This window comes from Taibaiella sp. KBW10 (assembly GCF_003852495.1).
Classification (GTDB): Bacteria; Bacteroidota; Bacteroidia; order Chitinophagales; family Chitinophagaceae; genus Edaphocola.
This window is the reverse complement of sequence record NZ_QAJI01000006.1, coordinates 61,846-81,581: the sequence shown is the minus strand read 5'-3', so window position 1 is coordinate 81,581 and position 19,736 is coordinate 61,846. Positions and strand designations below refer to the sequence as shown.

The window sequence follows — 19,736 nt, the reverse complement described above, 5'->3', positions numbered from 1 at the left end:
AATTGTTTAAAGCGCTGGTCTACATAATAATACGATAATAAAGTCTTTTCAATTTCAAGTAAAAAATTACATCTGTACTATGGGTAAACTTTTATTAATCACGAGTATCTTAGGATTAGCCGTAACAACGAGTTGGGCTAACCCTAAAGCACACGACCATTCTGCCAACGACGGCCACAATCATGAGGCTGAGGCAAAGCAATCGATTGCTTTTATTGAAAACAAAGGGCAATGGGTATCGGAAGCTAAATACAAAGTTAATGTAGGAGAGGGCGCTATGTTCCTTACTGACAAAGGCTTTGTTTACAATTTCTTAAGCGGCGAGGATATGCAAAAATATCACAAGGCTGCCGATGAAGGAAAACAAATTGAAGACAAACTCAGAGGCCATGCCTATAAAGTAAACTTTGTAGGAGCCAACAGTACTTCTTCTTATACGACTTCCGGAAAACTACCGACCTACCAAAACTACTTTATCAACAATGATCAGACAAAGTGGGCCAGTAATGTCGGTTTGTACGAAACGGTTACACAACATGATGTGTATAACGGAGTAGACCTAAAAGTATATGCAGGTGCTAACAACAATGTAAAGTATGACTTTATTGTAAAGCAAGGTGCGAATCCTCATGTCATTAAGTTCTCTTTTGACGGGGTAAGTCCCAAATTGCAGCAAGACGGTTCTCTTTTGGTGCCTACAAGCATTAATAAAGTAGTGGAAAAAGCACCGTATACGTATCAGGTTATCGATGGTAAACAAGTTCCGGTTGCTTCCAAATACAAGTTCGAGAAAGGAATGCTTTCTTTTGACTTTCCGAATGGCTATAACAAAAACTATGACCTGGTTATTGACCCGGACTTAATATTTGCAACTTTTAGTGGTGGTGTTGGTAGCTCAAACTACTTCTATGCACACTCTACTACTTTTGACAAATTAGGCTGTACCTATACTGCTGCCATGGCGACCAATACAGGATGGCCTACAACAACAGGTGCTTACCAAACAACCTTCTCGGGTACGAATACTCCTTCTATTAATAAGTACTCTGCCAACGGATCAACTTTAATTTATTCTACTTATTTCGGTGGAATAAGTGGTTCTTTAATGCCTAATACCTTAAGGGTAAATGACAGTAACCAACTGGTAATGGCAGGTAATGTAAGCACACCAAACATGCCGGTTACTGCCGGTGCGTATCAATCAACACTCAATGGTGCGTCTGACATATTTGTTGTAAAATTCGCTACAAATGGTAATGCCATCCTGGCCAGTACTTATTTGGGTGGATCGGGTATGGAATCGTTACAGATCGGATCAACATTTGCCTACACTTCTTTAGGTGGATCGAATGGTAACCCTGCCGACATTGCATTTGATGTACAAGGTAATATATGGGTTGTCTCCAATTCCGGATCTACGGATTTCCCGGTAACAGCAACGGCTGCTCATGCGACCAATACGGGTGGTTATGATGCCGTAATTTCAAAACTGAATCCCAATCTGACCAGCTTGACTTATTCTACCTATTTAGGTGGTAGCGGTTGGGATGGTGCGATAGGCATCGAATACAATAAGACGACCAACGAAGTAGTGGTTGCCGGTTATACAGAATCTGCTAACTTCCCAACCAGCTCGGGTGCTTATCAAACCGCATCTGGTGGTGGTACAGACGGATTTGTAACCAGAATCAGCAACAATACACCAACGATTCTGTCTACTACTTACTTAGGTACAAGTGGAACAGATGTTGCAATGAGGGTTGCATTTGACTGTGGTAATAACATCTTCATTGCCGGAAAAACCAATGGTAACTATCCGGTAACGAATACTGTAGCTCAAGGTCTTGTGGCTAACGGAGGTGTATTTCTTCATAAATTAAACCCAACCTTATCAAGCAGCGTTGCTTCTACAAGAACCGGTGCCGCAAGTACGGGTATTACCCCAACCGCAATGATGGTTGATATTTGTGGAAACATTTTAATCTCAACAGTATTAGGATCGAATCAAACCGGTATGCCTTTAACACCGGATGCATTTGACGTGTCTCCTAAATCCTTCTATTTCGCCGCATTTGAAGCCAATTTCTCTGACTTATTATTCGGTAGTTATTATGGTAGCCCAAGTGGTGATCACTTCCATACCGGTATTTGTAGAATGGATCCAAACGGAGTGGTATATCAATCTGTTTGTGGTACTAACGGTAACTTCCCAACGACTTCAGGATCTTATGCTCCTATAAAATTGAATGGCGGTGCTAATGACAACATCACGTTTAAATTTGACTTTGATGTGATCAGCATTGGTATGGAAACACAATCAGGCCAAGGGGGTAATCAGAATCTGAAACACACGGTTAGAGGTTGTAACTCCGCTAAAATTACGTTTACCAGAGGTGGAGACACTACGGTACCGATGATTTTACATATCAACAAATTAGGTGATGCAACGAATGGCACCGATTACCAATATTTAGCAGATACCGTATATTTCGGTGCGATGACGACCAGCAGAACAATTGAGGTAAAACCTTTATTGGTTCCGAATATGCCTACCGGCCAGAAAATGGTGGTTATTGAAGCCTTAAACCCTTGTGGTTGTGACAATGGTGTACAAAATGTAATTAAAAGAGATACAGTATACATATTAGATTCTCTTTATGTAGGTATTTCTACGCCTTTACCGGCTTATTGTCCGGGCACTCAAATTTCCATTACAGGCGCAACGGATCCTACTTTGAATTTCAATTGGACACCGGTACAATATGACCTGGGTAGTTTAACGATCAACCCTATCTTATTAACCACACGTGATTATACCATTACCGTAAGACAACCTAATGCTCCGGCTACCTGTCCTCCAAACAGCAAAACCTTCCATGCATTGGTAGAGCAATACCCTTTAATCAGTATGGCTTCCGATACGATGGTTTGCGGACAAGACAGTATTCCTATTCCCGTTTTGGTATCTCCGGATTCTGTAAATTACATTTACAACTGGTCTCCAGGTACCGGTTTAAGAGCTACGAATGTTGCCACGAACTTCTTGTACAGACCAACCGGCGTATATAACTACCATTTCATTGCAACCACGCCTTTAGCGAAATGTTCTGCCACACATGACATTATCGTTCGCGTAAGACCAGCATTCCAGTTATCTAATGTTTTACCTCTTAGCGGTACAATGGTTGATTACGGTAAAGAAGTAGATATGTCTGCATCAGGTGCCCTATTCTACTCTTGGTTCCCGACTAATATGTTCTATGATCCAGATTCAAAAAATGCACGTACTTTCCCTGTATTAGAACCAAAAACATACAGTGTAGTCGGTGTGGATGAATACGGTTGTAAAGACACTGCTGACATTAAGCTAGAAGTGAAATATCCTGGAGATCCGATCATGCCAAATGCATTTACACCGAACGGTGACGGCAAAAATGATGTATTCGGATTGACCAATGCGAAATTCCAGAAATTGTTACAATTTGAAATCTATAACCGTTGGGGACAACAAGTGTTTACCACAAGTAACCCTATGACCGGTTGGGATGGAACTTTAAGCGGAGACCAATGTGCTCAAGGCGTTTATAGCTACATCATCAGAGTAGAACTTCCAAACAAAACAATCAAAACATACAAAGGCGATGTAACCTTATACAGATAAGGCAGCCCGCTCTAAAAAGCCCCGGATGAGATTTCATCCGGGGCTTTTTGTTTTTGGCCATGCTATATGTTGCCGTAAGGAGTTTATATATATTTGAGGGTGCTTGTTCCCCTTGCGATGATTAAATTGTTTATTTGTATATACTAAAGGTAATAAAAGATGAAGTATTTGTTTTTGGCGCTAGCCATCATTTTTGAGGTGGTCGGCAGTAGCTTTTTAGCTGCATCTAATGGCTTTACGAAATGGATTCCATCGACGATAACAATCGTGTCCTACTTAGCTTGTTTTGTCTTTTTATCCCAGGCGCTTAAAGGTATCCCTTTAGGTGTGGCATATGCTATTTGGGGAGGCTTAGGGATTGTTTTAACAGCCATAATCTCAGTAGTTGTGTTCAAACAAAGATTAGACCTGCCCGCAATTATCGGAATAATATTAATCGTTACCGGAGTTATTGTCATGAATTTCTTTTCCAAATCCGTTGCTCATTAATCAGGGCCACATATCCTAAAAGGCCGCTACCTTACCATGCCCCAAAAGTCAGGTGCTGTCGCCGCATTTTGTTTAACAGTTGCCTTCTACCCGCTTTACATTGCCAATCGACCACAAAAAAATGCGTTACTCCTTTAAGAATAACGCATCTATTGCTCTTTAATAATTTATATTATTTTGCTTTAGCAGCAGGATCGGCACATTTAATATAATCGTTGATCGCCTCAATATAGCTGCAACCGGGGCGGTTATGCTCACTTTTCAGTTTTACCGCCATGTTATTTAAAACCCTTTGTACGGTATGCGAAAATTCTTTATGTTCAATGGCATCGGCCAATTCTCCATTCAATTCCTTTATTTTTTCTTTGGCTACTTTCAACACCGGAACGTTTTGGCGCATCAGGTACCATTCTGCAAACTCATGTATATAAAAAGAGATCAGTGCCTTTGCTTTGGGCACTTCTTCTTCACGGCGTTGCAGGGTCGCATCATTTATCTTAGACAGATCATCTACATTAGCCAATTTAATGTGTGGATAATCGCGTAGATTGGCTGCTACATTATTAGGAATCGACAGATCAATAATCGTTTTCACATCATTTGCATCAAGATGAGCCGTCGTCACAATAGGTTTGCTTGCATTAGTAGCCACAATAATCACATCAAATTCTTTGATGGCCTGGTTGAGGTCTGCAAAAGCTACTTTTTGAATCCCCAGCTCTGCCGCAAAAACAGCCGCTTTCTCTTCTGTGCGGTTTACCACGGCAATATGCTTTAGCCCGACTTCCTGTATCAAATTTTTACAGGTATTCCGGCCAATATCCCCTACTCCGATAACCAGCACTTTTTGTGCGGCCAGGTCCGTAATGTGTTCTTTTAAAAATTGAACGGCCGCATAAGCAACCGATACCGTACCGCTACTCAAATCCGTTTGGCTTCTGATCGCGCGCGAAGACTGTAACACCGTATTAAACAGACGGTCTATAAACGCATTGGTACTACCTTGCTCCCTAGCAAAATGATAGGCCGTTTTCAACTGGCCTACAATCTCATAATCGCCCAGGATCTGAGAATCAATGCCCGCAGCTACGCTAAACAAATGTTGTATCGCTGCAGTGCGTTCCTTAATATAAGCGTATTGTTTAAATTCTCTTATATCTCCTTCTGTATATTGGCATATCAAAGCCATAAGCAATTCCGCATCTTTGGCAATCCCATAGACTTCGGTGCGATTGCAAGTGGAAATAACAAATAATGCACCAACGCCATAAGTAGCCGCATTGGCCAATATCCCAGCATAGGCTTCATTACTAATAGCAAAACGGCTACGAATCTCTGTATTTGTACCTTGATGACTAATACCAATACACCAAAAGTCTTGTAAATTGTTCTTTTCTGCTAAAATCATTGTCGTCGTCAGGGCAATTTATGTAATATGTCCTAACAAAGGTACGCCTTCCTTTCAAAGTTGGATTTATCAGACTGTCATACAATTGTCATAAAAGCAAAAACACAATGATTTCTACAGAATTCTTACAAATGATTATTTAGCACTACTTTTGCAAAAAGCACATCCATTATGGCAAAAAAGGGGTTGATATTAATGAATTTAGGATCACCGGACAGCACTTCGGTGAAGGATTTAAGAAAGTACCTTAGCGAGTTTTTAATGGATGAGCGTGTAATCGATAAGCCCTATTTATTAAGATACTTATTAGTAAAGGGTATTATTGTTCCCTTTCGGGCACCAAAATCGGCAGAGGCTTATCAGCAAATCTGGTGGAAAGAAGGCTCACCTCTGGTCGTCCTTACCCAACAATTAAAAGAAAAGGTAGCCGCAAAAACAGATATGCCGGTGGCCATCTCTATGCGCTACGGCAATCCCAGCCCACAGGCGGCATATGAGGAATTACTAGCACAATGTCCCGATTTGGAGGAGGTTATACTCTTTCCTTTATATCCACATTATGCCATGAGCAGCTATGAAACGGCCGTAGAACATATGGTGCAAGCCAAAAAAGAACTTAAATATAAGTTTAAACTGAGTGTTGTACCTCCTTTTTACAATCACCCGGCCTATATTGAGGCCTTGGCCAATAGTATGCGCCCTCATGTAGCCGACACCACAACATACGACCAACTCTTATTTAGCTATCATGGTATACCGGAGCGTCATGTAATCAAAACAGACCCGACACAACAACATTGTATGAAGGTCGAAAACTGTTGTACAACGCCAAGCACAAGCCATAAGACCTGCTACCGGCATCAGGTAAGTATAACCAGTGAATTAGTGGCACAAAAGCTGGGCCTTCCTAAAGATAAATGGCAGCAAAGCTACCAAAGCCGATTGGGCCGTGACCCCTGGTTATTGCCAAGTACCCAAACGGTGATCCCGGAAATGCCTGCTCTGGGCATAAAAAAGCTTAAAGTTGTCTGTCCTTCGTTTGTCAGCGACTGCTTAGAAACCCTGGAAGAAATAGAAATGAGGGGTAAAGAAGATTTTGTACATAACGGCGGTGAACAGTATGATTACATTCCCTGTATGAATACTGCTGACGATTGGGTCGCTGCAGTAATTACCTTAGCAGGTACTGCTGTATAATATATATAATGACCTGCATGCTAAAAAGGGGCTTCCGGAACGATCCGGCAGCCCCTTTTTAATAACTTAATAATTTCGTAACAATAATTTCAAACTGTAGTAACACTAAGTTTAAACCTTTGCGCGCAAATTACATAACCTAAAAGCATGCGTACAATTATTACTACAGTTGCCATGGCCACTATTGCCACAACCGCTTTCGCTCAGAATGCCCCTTCAATAAAGGGAAACATTAAAGATGGCGCTTCCAGCGAAGGCCTACCAGGGGTAACCGTTAGTGTTTTCGAAATAGGAAAAACCACAAGTACTTTAACGGCACTGACCGATATTGATGGTAACTTCGACTTTAACCTAAAGCCCGGCAATTACAAGATTGTGATTGAAAGTATGGGCTATCAGAGCAAAGAGATTACCGATATCGCCGTTCTGGAAGGAAAGCCGGCACCGGCAGTGAATGTAGTGATGAGTGAATCTAAATCTACAGAACTAAATGAAGTAGTCGTTAGCAGTTCTCTGAAAAAAGAGACGGTAAATGCTTTGTTTACCATGCAAAAAAATGCCGCTTCGGTTTCCGACGGTATTTCTGCAGAAGCCATTAAACGTTCTCCAGACAGAAATACAGCCGATGTTTTAAAGCGTGTAAGTGGTACCACTATTCAGGATAATAAATTTGTAATCATTCGCGGTTTAAGTGACCGTTATAATACCGCCTTGGTAGATGATGCCGTACTGCCTAGTACCGAACCGAACCGTAAAGCCTTCTCTTTTGACATCATTCCCTCTGCAGTAATTGATAATATTGTGATTACGAAAGCGGGTACGCCCGATTTACCTGCCGATTTTGCCGGTGGGGTAATCAATGTACTGACCAAAGAAGTACCGGAAGAGAACTTTAATAATGTGAGCATCGGTACCGCTTATAATACCGTCTCTACTTTTAAAGATTTTAAAACAGGATATAAAAGCAGCACCGACTTTTTAGGATTTGATAATGGCAGACAACTGCCTAAAACATTCCCTACAGTTGCACAAGCCCAAAAGAACCCAAGCGCCAGTCAAAGCGCCAGCTACCTGGGTATGCTGAATAATGATTACAATGTCACCACACGTTCTGCCCTACCGGCCATCAATCTGCAAGCCGGAATGGGACGGGTTTACCGTTTAGATAAGGGTAGAAAATTTGGTTTCTTCGCGGCCCTGAACTATAGCCACAGCGAAAATATTAAACCTAATATTGTACGCCAGTACGATGACTTTAACTATACGGATAATGTCTATAACTATTCTACCAGCATTGGTGGTGTAGTCAATATGGGTTATTATTATGGTAAGAGTAAAATCGGCCTTAAAACGTTATTTAACCGCAATTTTGATGACAATTTCCTGTATCGTGAAGGTTTGAATATCGGTCGTTCTAATGACATCCGTTATTATGCCTTTGACCTCGTACAGAAATCTCTGTTCAAAACAACTTTAAGTGGAGAACATCAGGTGGGCAGTGGCCAAAGCAAGGTCAACTGGTTGGTTTCTTATAACTACATCAGCAACAACCAACCTGATCAGAAAAAGCTTTCTTACTTCTACAGCGATCAGCAACAAGCTTATTTGGCTGATCTGGGTACTTTAGGAAAATCCAACAACAGAATGTTCAGCAAACTGGGCGAGTCAATTATTAATGCCAATCTGAACTATAGCAAGCCTTTAAGCTGGTTTGATAAAACCACTTTAAAAACCGGTTTATTTGCACAATACCGTTACAGAGATTTCAATAACCGATACATTGGTGCTACCGTCATTCCGGGTAATGATGCGGTATTAAAAAATCCAATACAAGATATCTTCACTCCTGCCAATATCCAGAATCAATTATTTGATTTCAGAGACCAAACAGGTGTAGCCGATGCGTACACTGCCTCTTCTTCTACTTCAGGCGCTTATGCGATGCTGGACAATAAATTTACCAACAAACTAAGATTGGTTTGGGGTGCTCGTTTTGAGGCCTACAAAGTTGACTTGAGCACGGTAGATCAGAAATTCGTAGATGAATTATGGTTGGATGTATTACCTTCTGCCAACCTGACCTATGCGCTGAATGAGAAAACCAATTTACGTGCTTCTTATTTCAGAAGCTTAGCCCGTCCGGAGTTCAGAGAATTGGCTTTGGTGAGTTATTATGACTATGAATTGAGTGCCAACATTAACGGTAACCCCAATTTAAAAAGAACCAGCATCAATAACTTTGACGTAAAATATGAATACTTTATGGCCCCTGGAGAGATCATTTCGGGATCAGTATTCTACAAAAGTTTCAAAAACCCTATTGAGAATCAATTATTCGGTGCCAATAGTGCTTATGATATTACCACACAAAACTTCGCAGATGCCCGTAATATCGGTATCGAAATGGAGATTCGTAAAAAACTGGGCTTCTTGGGTGGTGACTTCATGGATAACTTTACCTTATATGCCAATGTTGCCTATATCAATTCAAAAATGACCCTTGATCCGGTGAGATACATTAATGGCATCTCTTCCAGCTCCCGTCCATTAGCCGGTCAATCTCCTTATATGATCAATACCAGCTTAAGCTACCATACTCCGGATAATAAACTGAACTTAACGGCTATGTACAACGTAATCGGACAAAGAATATATTTGGTGGGTGATCAACGCTTTGGTGATGTATATGAGTCTCCGCGTAACCTCTTAGACTTCCAGATAGCGTATAACCTGTCTAAGAAAAGTGAGTTGAAATTGAATGTAAAAGACATCCTGAGCAGTCCTTATCAATTCTACTTCGATCAGGATACTGACGGTAAGTTTACCGGAACCGCTTTCAAAGATGGTACCATGCAAGCAAAAAAAGACTGGATCTTACAACAATACAGACCAGGTACTACTTTTTCACTGACCTATTCTTACAAATTCTAGGATAGACCGAAAGATAAAATTATCCTTTTTACTCTTTTTATGCAGCAGCGGTTGCCTTCGGGTAACCGCTGCTGTCTTTACGGTAATTATTATTTATTTTTGTGCGTCCTTCTAAAATGATCATCTTATCAATTACAGCGGCGAACCCATATTACACACTTCAATTGAATTCTTAAAAGGCGTCGGTTCTTTTAAGGCAGAGTTGTTGCGTAAAGAACTGAACATCGCGTCCTATTCTGATTTATTGCATCATTTTCCCTATCGCTACATTGATAGCACGCAAGTGCAACATATCAAATCCTTACAACCCGATCAGGAATGGGTACAGTTGCGCGGGATTATCATGAACCTGCAGGAGCATGGTGCAGGTTTCAAAAAGAGGCTGACGGCAACGCTGTATGACCAAACCGGGCAATTAGAACTAGTTTGGTTTCAGGGCATCAGTTTTGTTGCTAAAAATATACAATCCAATACGGCTTACAGTGTATTTGGAAAGCTGAGTTTTTTCAATGGCTTTCCAACCATTACCCATCCCGAACTGGAATTGGTTAAACCGGGAGCGCAAACCACTACCCCTACCATGCTGCCGGCATATAGTGTAACAGAAAAACTAAGGGCCAAGGGTGTCAATAACCGTTCCTTTGCTAAGTTGACGCAGGCTTTACTGGAAAAAATAAATCCTTCGGATATTTATGAAACCTTACCTCCGGAACTGCTGCAACAATATAATCTCTGTGGCCGCTATGAGGCACTGAGCCAAATTCATTTCCCTCAAAATGCCCGGAGCCTTGAACAAGCCAGCCATCGCCTTAAATGGGAAGAACTGTTTATTGCACAGCTAAAAATTACTAAGGCTAACCTGCGGAACCATCAGCAACCGGGCTACGTGTTTGGCGCTGTAGGCAATTATTTTAATGACTTTTATAGCAATCACCTGCCTTTTGAATTGACCAATGCCCAGAAAAGGGTGATTAAGGAAATCAGGATGGATACGCTCCAGGGCAAGCAGATGAATCGTTTGGTACAGGGTGATGTGGGCAGCGGTAAGACCATGGTGGCCCTGCTCAGTATGCTGATCGCGATTGACAATGGTTACCAGAGTTGCATGATGGCCCCTACAGAGATTCTGGCACAACAGCACTTTCAGGGTATCAGCGAGCTGCTGAAAGACATGCCGGTAAAAGTAGCGATACTCACCGGTTCTGTCAAGACAAAGGAACGCAGAAAGATTCTGGAAGACTTAAAAGAAGGCCGTATTGCCATTATTATAGGTACTCATGCTTTAGTGGAAGATACCGTCGTTTTTTACAACCTCGGACTTGCCGTTATTGATGAGCAGCACCGTTTCGGCGTTTCCCAAAGAGCCAAATTATGGCAGAAAAACACTTTGGCACCTCATGTATTGGTGATGACCGCAACCCCGATTCCCCGTACCCTCGCCATGACACTCTACGGAGATCTTGACGTATCGGTGATTGACGAATTGCCTCCGGGCAGGAAACCCATACACACCATCCACCGGTTTGACAGCAACCGTTTTAAAGTGATGGAGTTCATCAAATACGAAATCGGAAAAGGAAGACAGATTTATATTGTCTATCCCCTGATCGATGAAAGCGACAAGCTGGAATATGAAAGCCTGCTTAAAAACTATGAACAGGTAAAAACACATTTTCCTGATCCTAAATACAATGTGGCTATGGTACATGGCAAGCAGGCAGCCGATGAAAAGGAACGCAATATGCAGCGCTTTGTTTCGGGAGAGGCGCATATCCTGGTCTCCACTACTGTTATCGAAGTGGGTGTAAATGTACCCAATGCTTCGGTTATGCTGATCGAAAGCGCAGAGCGTTTTGGCCTCTCTCAACTGCATCAATTGCGTGGTCGTGTAGGTCGGGGCAGCGAGAAGTCTTATTGTATTTTGCTCACCTCGACCGAAATCTCTAAAGAGAGCCGCCAGCGCATGAGCATCATGACCCAAACCAACGACGGCTTTTTGATTGCAGAAGAAGACCTTAAAATGCGGGGACCCGGCGATATATACGGGACGCGGCAAAGCGGCGCACTCGATTTTAAAATTGCCGACATTATCCAGGATGTTGCCCTTGTAGAAGAAACCAAAAATGCGGCGGCAGCAATGCTTCATGCCGATCCGGAACTCTCTCATCCCAATCACAGGATGCTATATAATGCACTACATACCAAAAAGAGCAGCGATGCCCCGCACTGGAATAAGATCAGCTAAACAAAATCAGCTATGTGCTGTCATTTTTTCTCATTAAATTTGTAATTATTTTTTTCAAAAAACATATACAGATGAAACGTATTTTATTGTTAAGCGCCTTTATAGGATTGTCCTCTATAGCCGCTATTGCCCAAAAATATAAAGCGATTATCAAAACGGATGCTGGTACTATAGAAGCCATTCTATATAAAAATACCCCTTTACATACCAAAAATTTCGTAAAACTGGCTAAGTCCGACTTTTTTGAGGGTGTATTGTTTCACCGTGTGATTCCTGATTTCATGATACAAGCCGGTGATCCGAAATCAAAAACGGCCAAACCCGGAGAAATGTTAGGCGATGGCGACGTGGGATATAAGATCCCTGCAGAGTTGCGTTATGAATATTATCACAAAAAAGGTGCTTTAGCCGCAGCTAGAGACAACAATCCGGAGAAAGCCTCTTCAGGTTGTCAGTTTTATATTGTGGACGGAAAGAAATATACTGATGAAGAATTGACGCAGATAGAGAAAAGAAATGACAAAAAGATTCCGGACGTACAAAAAGAGATGTACAAAAAAGTAGGTGGTACGCCATTTCTGGATGGTAACTATACTGTGTTTGGAGAAGTAACGAAGGGCATGGATGTGGTAGAGAAAATAGTGAACCAACCGAGAAACCAGGCTGATCGTCCCAATAAAGACCAGCACATTAAATCGGTAAAAATCCGTAAGAAATTCTTAGGTATCTGGTGGTAAGTAATATGGATAAAAAACATTTTGAAGGGGTAAAAAAACTCCTGGACAATAAGTTTGAGACCTATCACCAGGCATCTTTTATCACCAAAGATCCGGTATCGGTTCCGCACCGTTTTTCCAAACAGCAAGACATTGAAATTGCGGCATTCTTTGCCGCAATTTTAGCTTGGGGCAACCGCACGATGATCATCAATAATTGCAACCGCATCCTGCAGATGATGGATCATGCCCCTCACGATTTTATCCTTCATCATGAAGAACAGGATTTGAAGCCTTTATACGCTTTTGCACACCGTACTTTTAACGGAACGGATTTGCTGCACTGCATTGCTTTTTTCAAACAACATTTTACAACCGCGCAGAGTCTGGAAACTGCGTTTATGCCGCAGGGCAAGCCGCCGGCAGATGTGGCTACTGCACTCATTCATTTTCACCATTCCTTTTTTGACATAGCAGATGCCCCGGAACGTACGCGCAAGCATATTGCAAGCCCCGCCAAAAAATCGGCCTGCAAACGCCTGAATATGTTTTTGAGGTGGATGATCCGAAAGGACAGTCCTGTGGATTTCGGACTTTGGCATTTTCTAAGCCCGGCACAACTGATCTGTCCTCTAGATACACATGTAAGTGATGTTTCCCGCAGGCTGGGCCTGATACATCGCAAACAAAATGACTGGCAGACTGCCTTGGAACTCACGTATGCGCTGCAACAATTTGACCCGCTCGATCCGGTTAAATATGATTATGCCTTATTCGCATTGGGAGTAGAAGAGCGTTTTTAATTAATGGTCCTCGCAAGTAAAATTAAAGATCGGCTGTTGTAATAATTTAATCGCCACCGGTAGCTTTTGTTCTGTCCAGTGCAGCTTTTTATAGGGATAAAGTAATAAGCTGTTATTATAGTCTTCTAAAGCTTCGTCGGACTCCCCTTCTTTATAATTCAGAAAATTGACAAACGCATTCTTGGCTACATCAAATGTATAGTTCAATGTATCGACGAGTTCCATATCATACTGGTTAAAGCGGTTATTAATCAATATGGTATCCGGTAATTCATTAGACGAATGTTTCGTAAGCTCCTTTAGAAAGGATAGATTTTCTTCACTTTCATCTTTTAAGGCATGTTTCACATCAAACTGATTCTGATAGCGCTCAAACATAAGCTTTCCGTCCTTATATTGTCCGGTAAAGGGCCTTTTTTCTGACTTTTTACTGATGTAGAAAACCGCAAAGCTATTATATAATCTTTCGTTATTAAAGGTATACAGCGGCGGGTTAACAAGGCCTTCTTTCCCCACCAGTTGCAAATAGCGTGACACTCCTTTTTGCATCAAAACATTCGGATAAGCTACACAATTATTATCGGTATTAAAGATTAGTTTCAAGTCTGTTTTAGCCGTATCATCACTATAGCCAAAATAATTTTCGCCTTCCTGACATTGACTGAAATAGAAAGAAGTACTGTCTTTGAGTTCGGGATTGTGCCAGGCCCATACGGCAAAAGAATGTGGGTACTGATTAGGCACAAAACGGATTTTCCCATTGGATTCTTCATGCCATTTGCCCACCACTACACCCCCAAAATAGGGGATCGCAAAATGATTGTCGGCCGTAATGTACAATCTTGCATTCCCTTCAGGATTTCCTCTTTGAGAAGAAGAATAAGCTCCTTCAATTTTTTTCCCTATCTGGCCATAACTATTACCCACGCTAAGCCCTAAGCCAAGCGCAAGCCATAAGCATAATTGCTTCATAAAAGATTGCTTATATATCAAATGATTGATGTCGTTCCGGAATATTTACGCTTTTAAATCCTTTATCAAGGAGTCTTTCCCGGAATTCCTGTTGTACCTCATATTCGCCATGTACCAAAAACAGCTGCGCCACCTTATCCGGATTCTGGCAGGAAAGCCATTGCGTAAGGTCATTATAATCGCCATGAGCACTCATGCTTTCGATCACTTTAACCGTAGCATTCACCTCATGTACTTTACTGAAGATGGATACCTCTTTCTGCCCGGCCTTTAATCGGCCGCCCAAAGAATGCGGTTCGCAATAACCCACAATCATAATGGTATTGCGGGAATTTTCAATATTGTTGGCAATATGATGTTTGATACGTCCTGCTTCCGCCATACCCGAAGAAGAAATAATCACACAAGGGTCATTGTGCAGGTTTAATGCCTTTGAAGCATTCACATCTTTAATCATGTTGAGTCCAGGAAAGCCAAATGGGTCGTCATCTCTTTTCAGGACTTCCTGAACCGATGTATTAAACAATTCAGGGAAACGTTTGGTCATTTCTGTCGCTTCCACCGACAAAGGGCTATCTACATAATAAGCCACAGGAGGAAGCCTTTTTTGCAAAGACAAGGTATTTAAAGCATAGAGTAATTCCTGTGTGCGGCCTACACTAAAAGAAGGAATGATCAGTTTGCCTTTTTTGACCAGGCAGGTGGCCACAATCATCTCCAGGAAATGCTCCAGATAAGGTTGCGTCTTGTTATGGATCTTATTACCATAAGTACTTTCCATCAGGATGACATCGGCCTGAGGAAATACAGACGGCGCATCCAGGATCGCATCGTCATACCGGCCTACATCTCCGCTAAAAGTAATATTTTTCGTGATGCCCTCTTCCGTAATCTGCAGGTTGATGCAGGTACTGCCGATGATATGTCCCGCTTCCGTATGCATTACTTTAATATGCTCATCGATTTGGTACCAATCTTCTAAAGGCATCCGCTGCATCAGCACAATTGCTTTATCTACATCATCTTCGGTATATAAGGGCACAACCAAAGGCCTTCCCTGACGTTTACGTCGCTTATTAATATAACCCGCCTCGTTTTCCTGTATACGGGCAGAATCGGCTAAGAGTAATTCGGCTAAGGCTGCGGTGGCTTTTGTACAAAATATCTTACCGCGAAATCCTTCGATAACCAGTTTGGGTAGCAAGCCTACATGATCGATATGGGCATGAGAAAGGATAACATAGTCTACTTCGGCAGGGTTAAATCCAAAATGGCTGTTCAACTCCAGGGTCTCTGAACCCATGCCCTGAAACATCCCACAGTCCAGCAGGATTTTGGTACCGTTATTTAATGTGATGAGGTGTTTGGAGCCGGTTACGGTGCGTGCCGCACCATGAAAAGTAATCTGCATATAAGCGCGTCTAAAGGAGTAAAAGGATCAATGCAAAGCATTGTTAAATACAATTTGAAGATACAGATTAAAGTGTTACAATGGTTCTAAATTCCTTATTTTTGAACAGCACAAATAAAAAATATGATCAAATTTATTTTTCCGCTTGCCTCTTTATTCATGATGGCGGCCGATTCCAATGCGCAAAAAATGACTTATCCTCAAACAAAAAAAGGGACACAAACCGACAATTATTTTGGCACGGCTATCGCCGATCCTTACCGCTGGTTAGAAAACGATACGGCTAAAGATACCGAAGCATGGGTGAAGGAACAGAATGAGACGACCAATGCTTATCTTTCCAAAATTCCTTATCGTGGTACGATTCAAAAGCGCTTAACTGAATTATGGAATTATGAAAAATATTCTGCTCCATTTAAAAATGGCAAATACTATACATTTTATAAAAATGACGGGCTGCAAAACCAGGCGGTCTTGTATATCCAGGAAGGCATTAAAGGAACACCGCAGGTATTGATCGACCCCAATACCCTTTCTAAAGATGGGACGGTCGCTTTACAGGCCACAGCCTTTTCTAAAAAGGAACAATATTTTGCTTATGCCGTATCTGCTTCGGGTAGCGACTGGCAGGAGATTTATGTACTGGATGTAAAAACAAAAAAACGCTTAAGCGAGAAGATTGAATACGTGAAATTTACCGGCATTTCCTGGAAAGGAGAAGAAGGTTTTTACTATAGCGGCTATTCCAAACCAAAAGATGAAGCTACCAAGTTCTCTGCAAAAACAGAGTATCAAAAAGTATTCTTTCATAAAATAGGTACGCCACAAAGCCAGGACCAGCTGATATATGAGGATAAAGAAAACCCTTTACGCTATGTAGGAGCAGACCTTACCGAAGATGAGCGTTTCCTGATTCTGGGTATTTCTGAAGGTACCGATGGCAGTGAAATAAAAATAAAAGACCTGAAAGACAAAAATGCAACCGGATTTACCACGATCGTTAAAGGCTTTACGACTAATGCCGGTGTGGTGGATAATGTAGGTGATAAAATATTATTGAATACCAATTTAAATGCGCCTAATTATAAAGTGGTCTTATTAGATCCGAAAAATCCGGAAGCAAGCCAATGGAAAACCATTATCCCGGAACAAAAAGAAAAGCTGGAAAGTGCGGGTACTGCCGGAGGCAAAATATTTGCCAATTACCTGAGAAATGCAGTAACGGCTGTAGACCAATATGACTACAACGGAAAAAAGGAACGCAGCATTGACCTGCCGGGAATAGGCACTGCAAGCGGTTTCGGTGCGCATAAAGAAGATAAGGATTTTTATTACTCCTTTACTTCGTTTATCAATCCGCCGACCATTTTCCATTATGATATTGCTTCAGGAAAATCAACTTTATTCCGTAAATCTGAGGCACACTTTAACCCGGATGCTTATGAAACCAAACAAGTGTTCTATCCTTCAAAAGACGGCACGCAGGTACCCATGTTTATCACTTATAAAAAAGGACTAAAACTGGATGGCACCAATCCCACGATGTTGTATGCCTATGGCGGATTTAATATCAGCCTGACCCCTTCCTTCTCGATGGCCCTAATTCCTTTCCTGGAAAGCGGCGGGGTGTATTGCCTGGCCAATCTGCGCGGTGGTGGCGAGTTTGGTGAAGACTGGCATAAAGGCGGCATGCTGGCCAACAAGCAGAATGTATTTAATGATTTTATTTCCGGAGCTGAATTTTTGATTAAGGAAAAATATACCTCCTCTGAAAAACTGGCGATTCGCGGTGGTTCCAACGGTGGGCTTCTCGTGGGTGCCTGTTTAACACAACGCCCCGACTTATTTGCAGTAGCCATTCCGCAGGTAGGCGTTTTAGACATGTTGCGTTATCATAAATTTACTGTTGGCTGGGGCTGGGCAGTAGAGTATGGCAGCAGCGATCAAAAAGAACAGTTTGAATACCTGATTAAGTATTCTCCTTTACATAATGTACACAAGGACGCCTGCTACCCGGCAACGATGGTTACGACCGCCGATCATGATGACCGCGTAGTGCCGGCACACTCGTTTAAGTTTGCGGCAACCTTACAGGAATACCAAAGCTGTGAGAAACCGACCCTGATCCGGATTGATTCTAAAGCGGGTCATGGCGCAGGCAAACCTACTTCTAAAGTGATTGAAGAAGCCGCAGACATCTGGGCCTTTACTTTATGGAATATGGGCATCAAACAACTGGACTTTAAAAAATAAATATAACAGGGCTGTATAATGCAGCCCTTATTTTATTACAAAAATTATGCAAACGGATTTTTTAATTATTGGTTCCGGCATCGCAGGATTAACTTTTGCCATCAAAACCGCACAACGCTTTCCGGAAGCGACCATTACCCTGTTGACCAAAGCGAATGAGGACAATGAAACGAATACCAAATATGCACAAGGCGGTATTGCGGTAGTGGATACAGAAGGCGACAGCTTTGACAAACATATACAGGACACGCTGATCGCAGGTGATGGCTTATGCAATGCAGAAGTGGTAGAACTTGTCGTGAAAGAAGGCCCGATGATGGTGCAGGAAATGATCGATTGGGGTACCCGCTTTGATAAGGATGAGCAGGGAGAATACCTGAGGGGAAAAGAAGGCGGACACTCTGACTTCCGTATTTTACATTATAAGGATATTACGGGTTGGGAAATAGAACGTGCTTTATTGGAAGAAGTGAAGCGCTTTCCAAACATCAGCATTCATAAAAATTATTTTGTCGTAGATATCATCACCCAACATCATTTGGGTCACTTGGTTACCAAATCTACGCCGGATATCACCTGTTATGGGGTATATGCGATTAATAAAGAAACACAGCATATCGAGAAGATCGTGGCTAAAGTAAGCCTGATGGCCACCGGTGGTGCCGGCCAGGTCTACCGCAGTACCACCAATCCCAAAATTGCGACGGGCGACGGGATTGCTATGGTGTATCGTGCTAAAGGCAGGATTGAGAATATGGAATTTATACAGTTTCACCCTACTGCTTTATATGAAGTGGGCGTCAGCCCTTCTTTTTTAATAACGGAAGCCGTGCGCGGCGATGGGGGTATCTTAAGAAATGTGCATGGTGAGGCTTTTATGCCAAAATATGATGAAAGAAAAGACCTCGCTCCCCGTGACATCGTGGCCCGCGCCATTGATAATGAAATGAAGATTACCGGTGCTTCTCATGTCTACCTTGACTGCCGTCATATGGATCATGAAAAATTCTTGCACCATTTCCCTAATATTTATGAGAAATGTAAAAGTATCGGCATTGATATCTTTACCCAAATGATCCCGGTAGCACCTGCAGCGCATTATTGTTGCGGGGGCATCAAAACGGATACAAAAGGACAGACATCTATCCTGCATTTACTGGCCTGCGGCGAATGCAGCAGTACGGGTTTGCATGGCGCCAACCGTTTGGCCAGCAATTCTCTGCTGGAGGCTTTGGTCTTTGGTAACCGCTGTGCCGAGCAGGCCGCCCTACTCTACGAAACGGCCACTTTCCAGGAGCATATCCCGGACTGGAATACAGAGGGCACAATGGATCCGAAAGAGATGATCCTGATTACTCAGACCCGCAAAGAACTGGAATTTACCATGAGTGATTATGTGGGTATTGTACGCAACGATGTGCGTCTGGAAAGGGCGATGCGTCGCCTGGACTTGCTGCATGATGAAACGGAGGCATTGTATGAGGCCAGTACGCTATCACCGCAATTGGTTGAATTACGAAACCTGATCACGATCGGTTACCTGATCGTCAAAGGAGCGCAATTCAGGAAAGAGAGCCGGGGCTTGCATTATACGACCGACTACCCGGGTAAAAGTGCGATACTGCAGAATATTGTATTATAAAACAAAAA

General features: G+C 42.3%; 12 protein-coding genes. 9 read left to right on the top strand and 3 right to left on the bottom strand.

Annotated features, from left to right (window positions below):
* Nucleotides 1-79: 79 nt before the first annotated feature.
* Nucleotides 80-3,661, top strand: a complete 3,582-nt coding sequence (locus DBR32_RS13690; RefSeq protein WP_124636928.1) for a gliding motility-associated C-terminal domain-containing protein — start codon at nucleotides 80-82, stop codon at nucleotides 3,659-3,661.
* A 159-nt stretch (nucleotides 3,662-3,820) separates the two neighbouring features.
* A complete protein-coding gene (locus DBR32_RS13685; RefSeq protein WP_124636927.1) occupies nucleotides 3,821-4,150 on the top strand; it encodes a multidrug efflux SMR transporter in 330 nt (109 codons plus the stop codon).
* Between the two features lie 172 nt (nucleotides 4,151-4,322).
* Here the strand turns inward: DBR32_RS13685 and hemA are convergent, their stop codons facing one another.
* Entirely contained in the window at nucleotides 4,323-5,558 is a 1,236-nt protein-coding gene (gene hemA / locus DBR32_RS13680) for a glutamyl-tRNA reductase (protein ID WP_124636926.1), read from the bottom strand.
* A 171-nt stretch (nucleotides 5,559-5,729) separates the two neighbouring features.
* On the opposite strand from hemA, the gene hemH reads away from it, so the two are divergent.
* The 5 genes from hemH (at nucleotide 5,730) to DBR32_RS13655 (ending at nucleotide 13,450) form a co-directional block, all read left to right on the top strand.
* Nucleotides 5,730-6,755, top strand: coding sequence for a ferrochelatase (gene hemH / locus DBR32_RS13675; protein WP_124636925.1), 1,026 nt, complete (start codon nucleotides 5,730-5,732; stop codon nucleotides 6,753-6,755).
* A gap of 147 nt (nucleotides 6,756-6,902) precedes the next feature.
* Nucleotides 6,903-9,686, top strand: a complete 2,784-nt coding sequence (locus tag DBR32_RS13670; protein ID WP_124636924.1) for a TonB-dependent receptor — start codon at nucleotides 6,903-6,905, stop codon at nucleotides 9,684-9,686.
* Nucleotides 9,687-9,813: 127 nt separating this feature from the next.
* Complete coding sequence (recG, locus tag DBR32_RS13665) at nucleotides 9,814-11,931, top strand: ATP-dependent DNA helicase RecG (protein WP_370453705.1); 2,118 nt, start codon at nucleotides 9,814-9,816, stop codon at nucleotides 11,929-11,931.
* Between the two features lie 71 nt (nucleotides 11,932-12,002).
* Nucleotides 12,003-12,668: a peptidylprolyl isomerase gene (locus DBR32_RS13660; protein ID WP_199724508.1), complete on the top strand. Its 666-nt coding sequence runs from the start codon at nucleotides 12,003-12,005 to the stop codon at nucleotides 12,666-12,668.
* 5 nt (nucleotides 12,669-12,673) lie between these two features.
* Entirely contained in the window at nucleotides 12,674-13,450 is a 777-nt protein-coding gene (locus DBR32_RS13655) for a TIGR02757 family protein (RefSeq protein WP_124636922.1), read from the top strand.
* Here the strand turns inward: DBR32_RS13655 and DBR32_RS13650 are convergent, their stop codons facing one another.
* Together DBR32_RS13650 and DBR32_RS13645 are read right to left on the bottom strand one after the other, a co-directional pair.
* Complete coding sequence (locus DBR32_RS13650; RefSeq protein WP_124636921.1) at nucleotides 13,451-14,422, bottom strand: hypothetical protein; 972 nt, start codon at nucleotides 14,420-14,422, stop codon at nucleotides 13,451-13,453.
* Between the two features lie 10 nt (nucleotides 14,423-14,432).
* Nucleotides 14,433-15,833 carry an MBL fold metallo-hydrolase RNA specificity domain-containing protein gene (locus DBR32_RS13645; protein ID WP_124636920.1) on the bottom strand — a complete coding sequence of 467 codons (1,401 nt, stop codon included), beginning with the start codon at nucleotides 15,831-15,833 and terminating at the stop codon, nucleotides 14,433-14,435.
* Between the two features lie 123 nt (nucleotides 15,834-15,956).
* Between DBR32_RS13645 and DBR32_RS13640 the strand changes: the two genes are divergently transcribed.
* Nucleotides 15,957-18,086 (top strand): prolyl oligopeptidase family protein, encoded by a 2,130-nt coding sequence (locus DBR32_RS13640; protein ID WP_124636919.1) that lies wholly within the window; start codon nucleotides 15,957-15,959, stop codon nucleotides 18,084-18,086.
* 46 nt (nucleotides 18,087-18,132) lie between these two features.
* The gene (nadB, locus tag DBR32_RS13635; RefSeq protein WP_124636918.1) at nucleotides 18,133-19,728 is read left to right on the top strand and encodes an L-aspartate oxidase; all 1,596 of its coding nucleotides are present in this window, start codon (nucleotides 18,133-18,135) and stop codon (nucleotides 19,726-19,728) included.
* The last annotated feature ends 8 nt before the right edge of the window (nucleotides 19,729-19,736 follow it).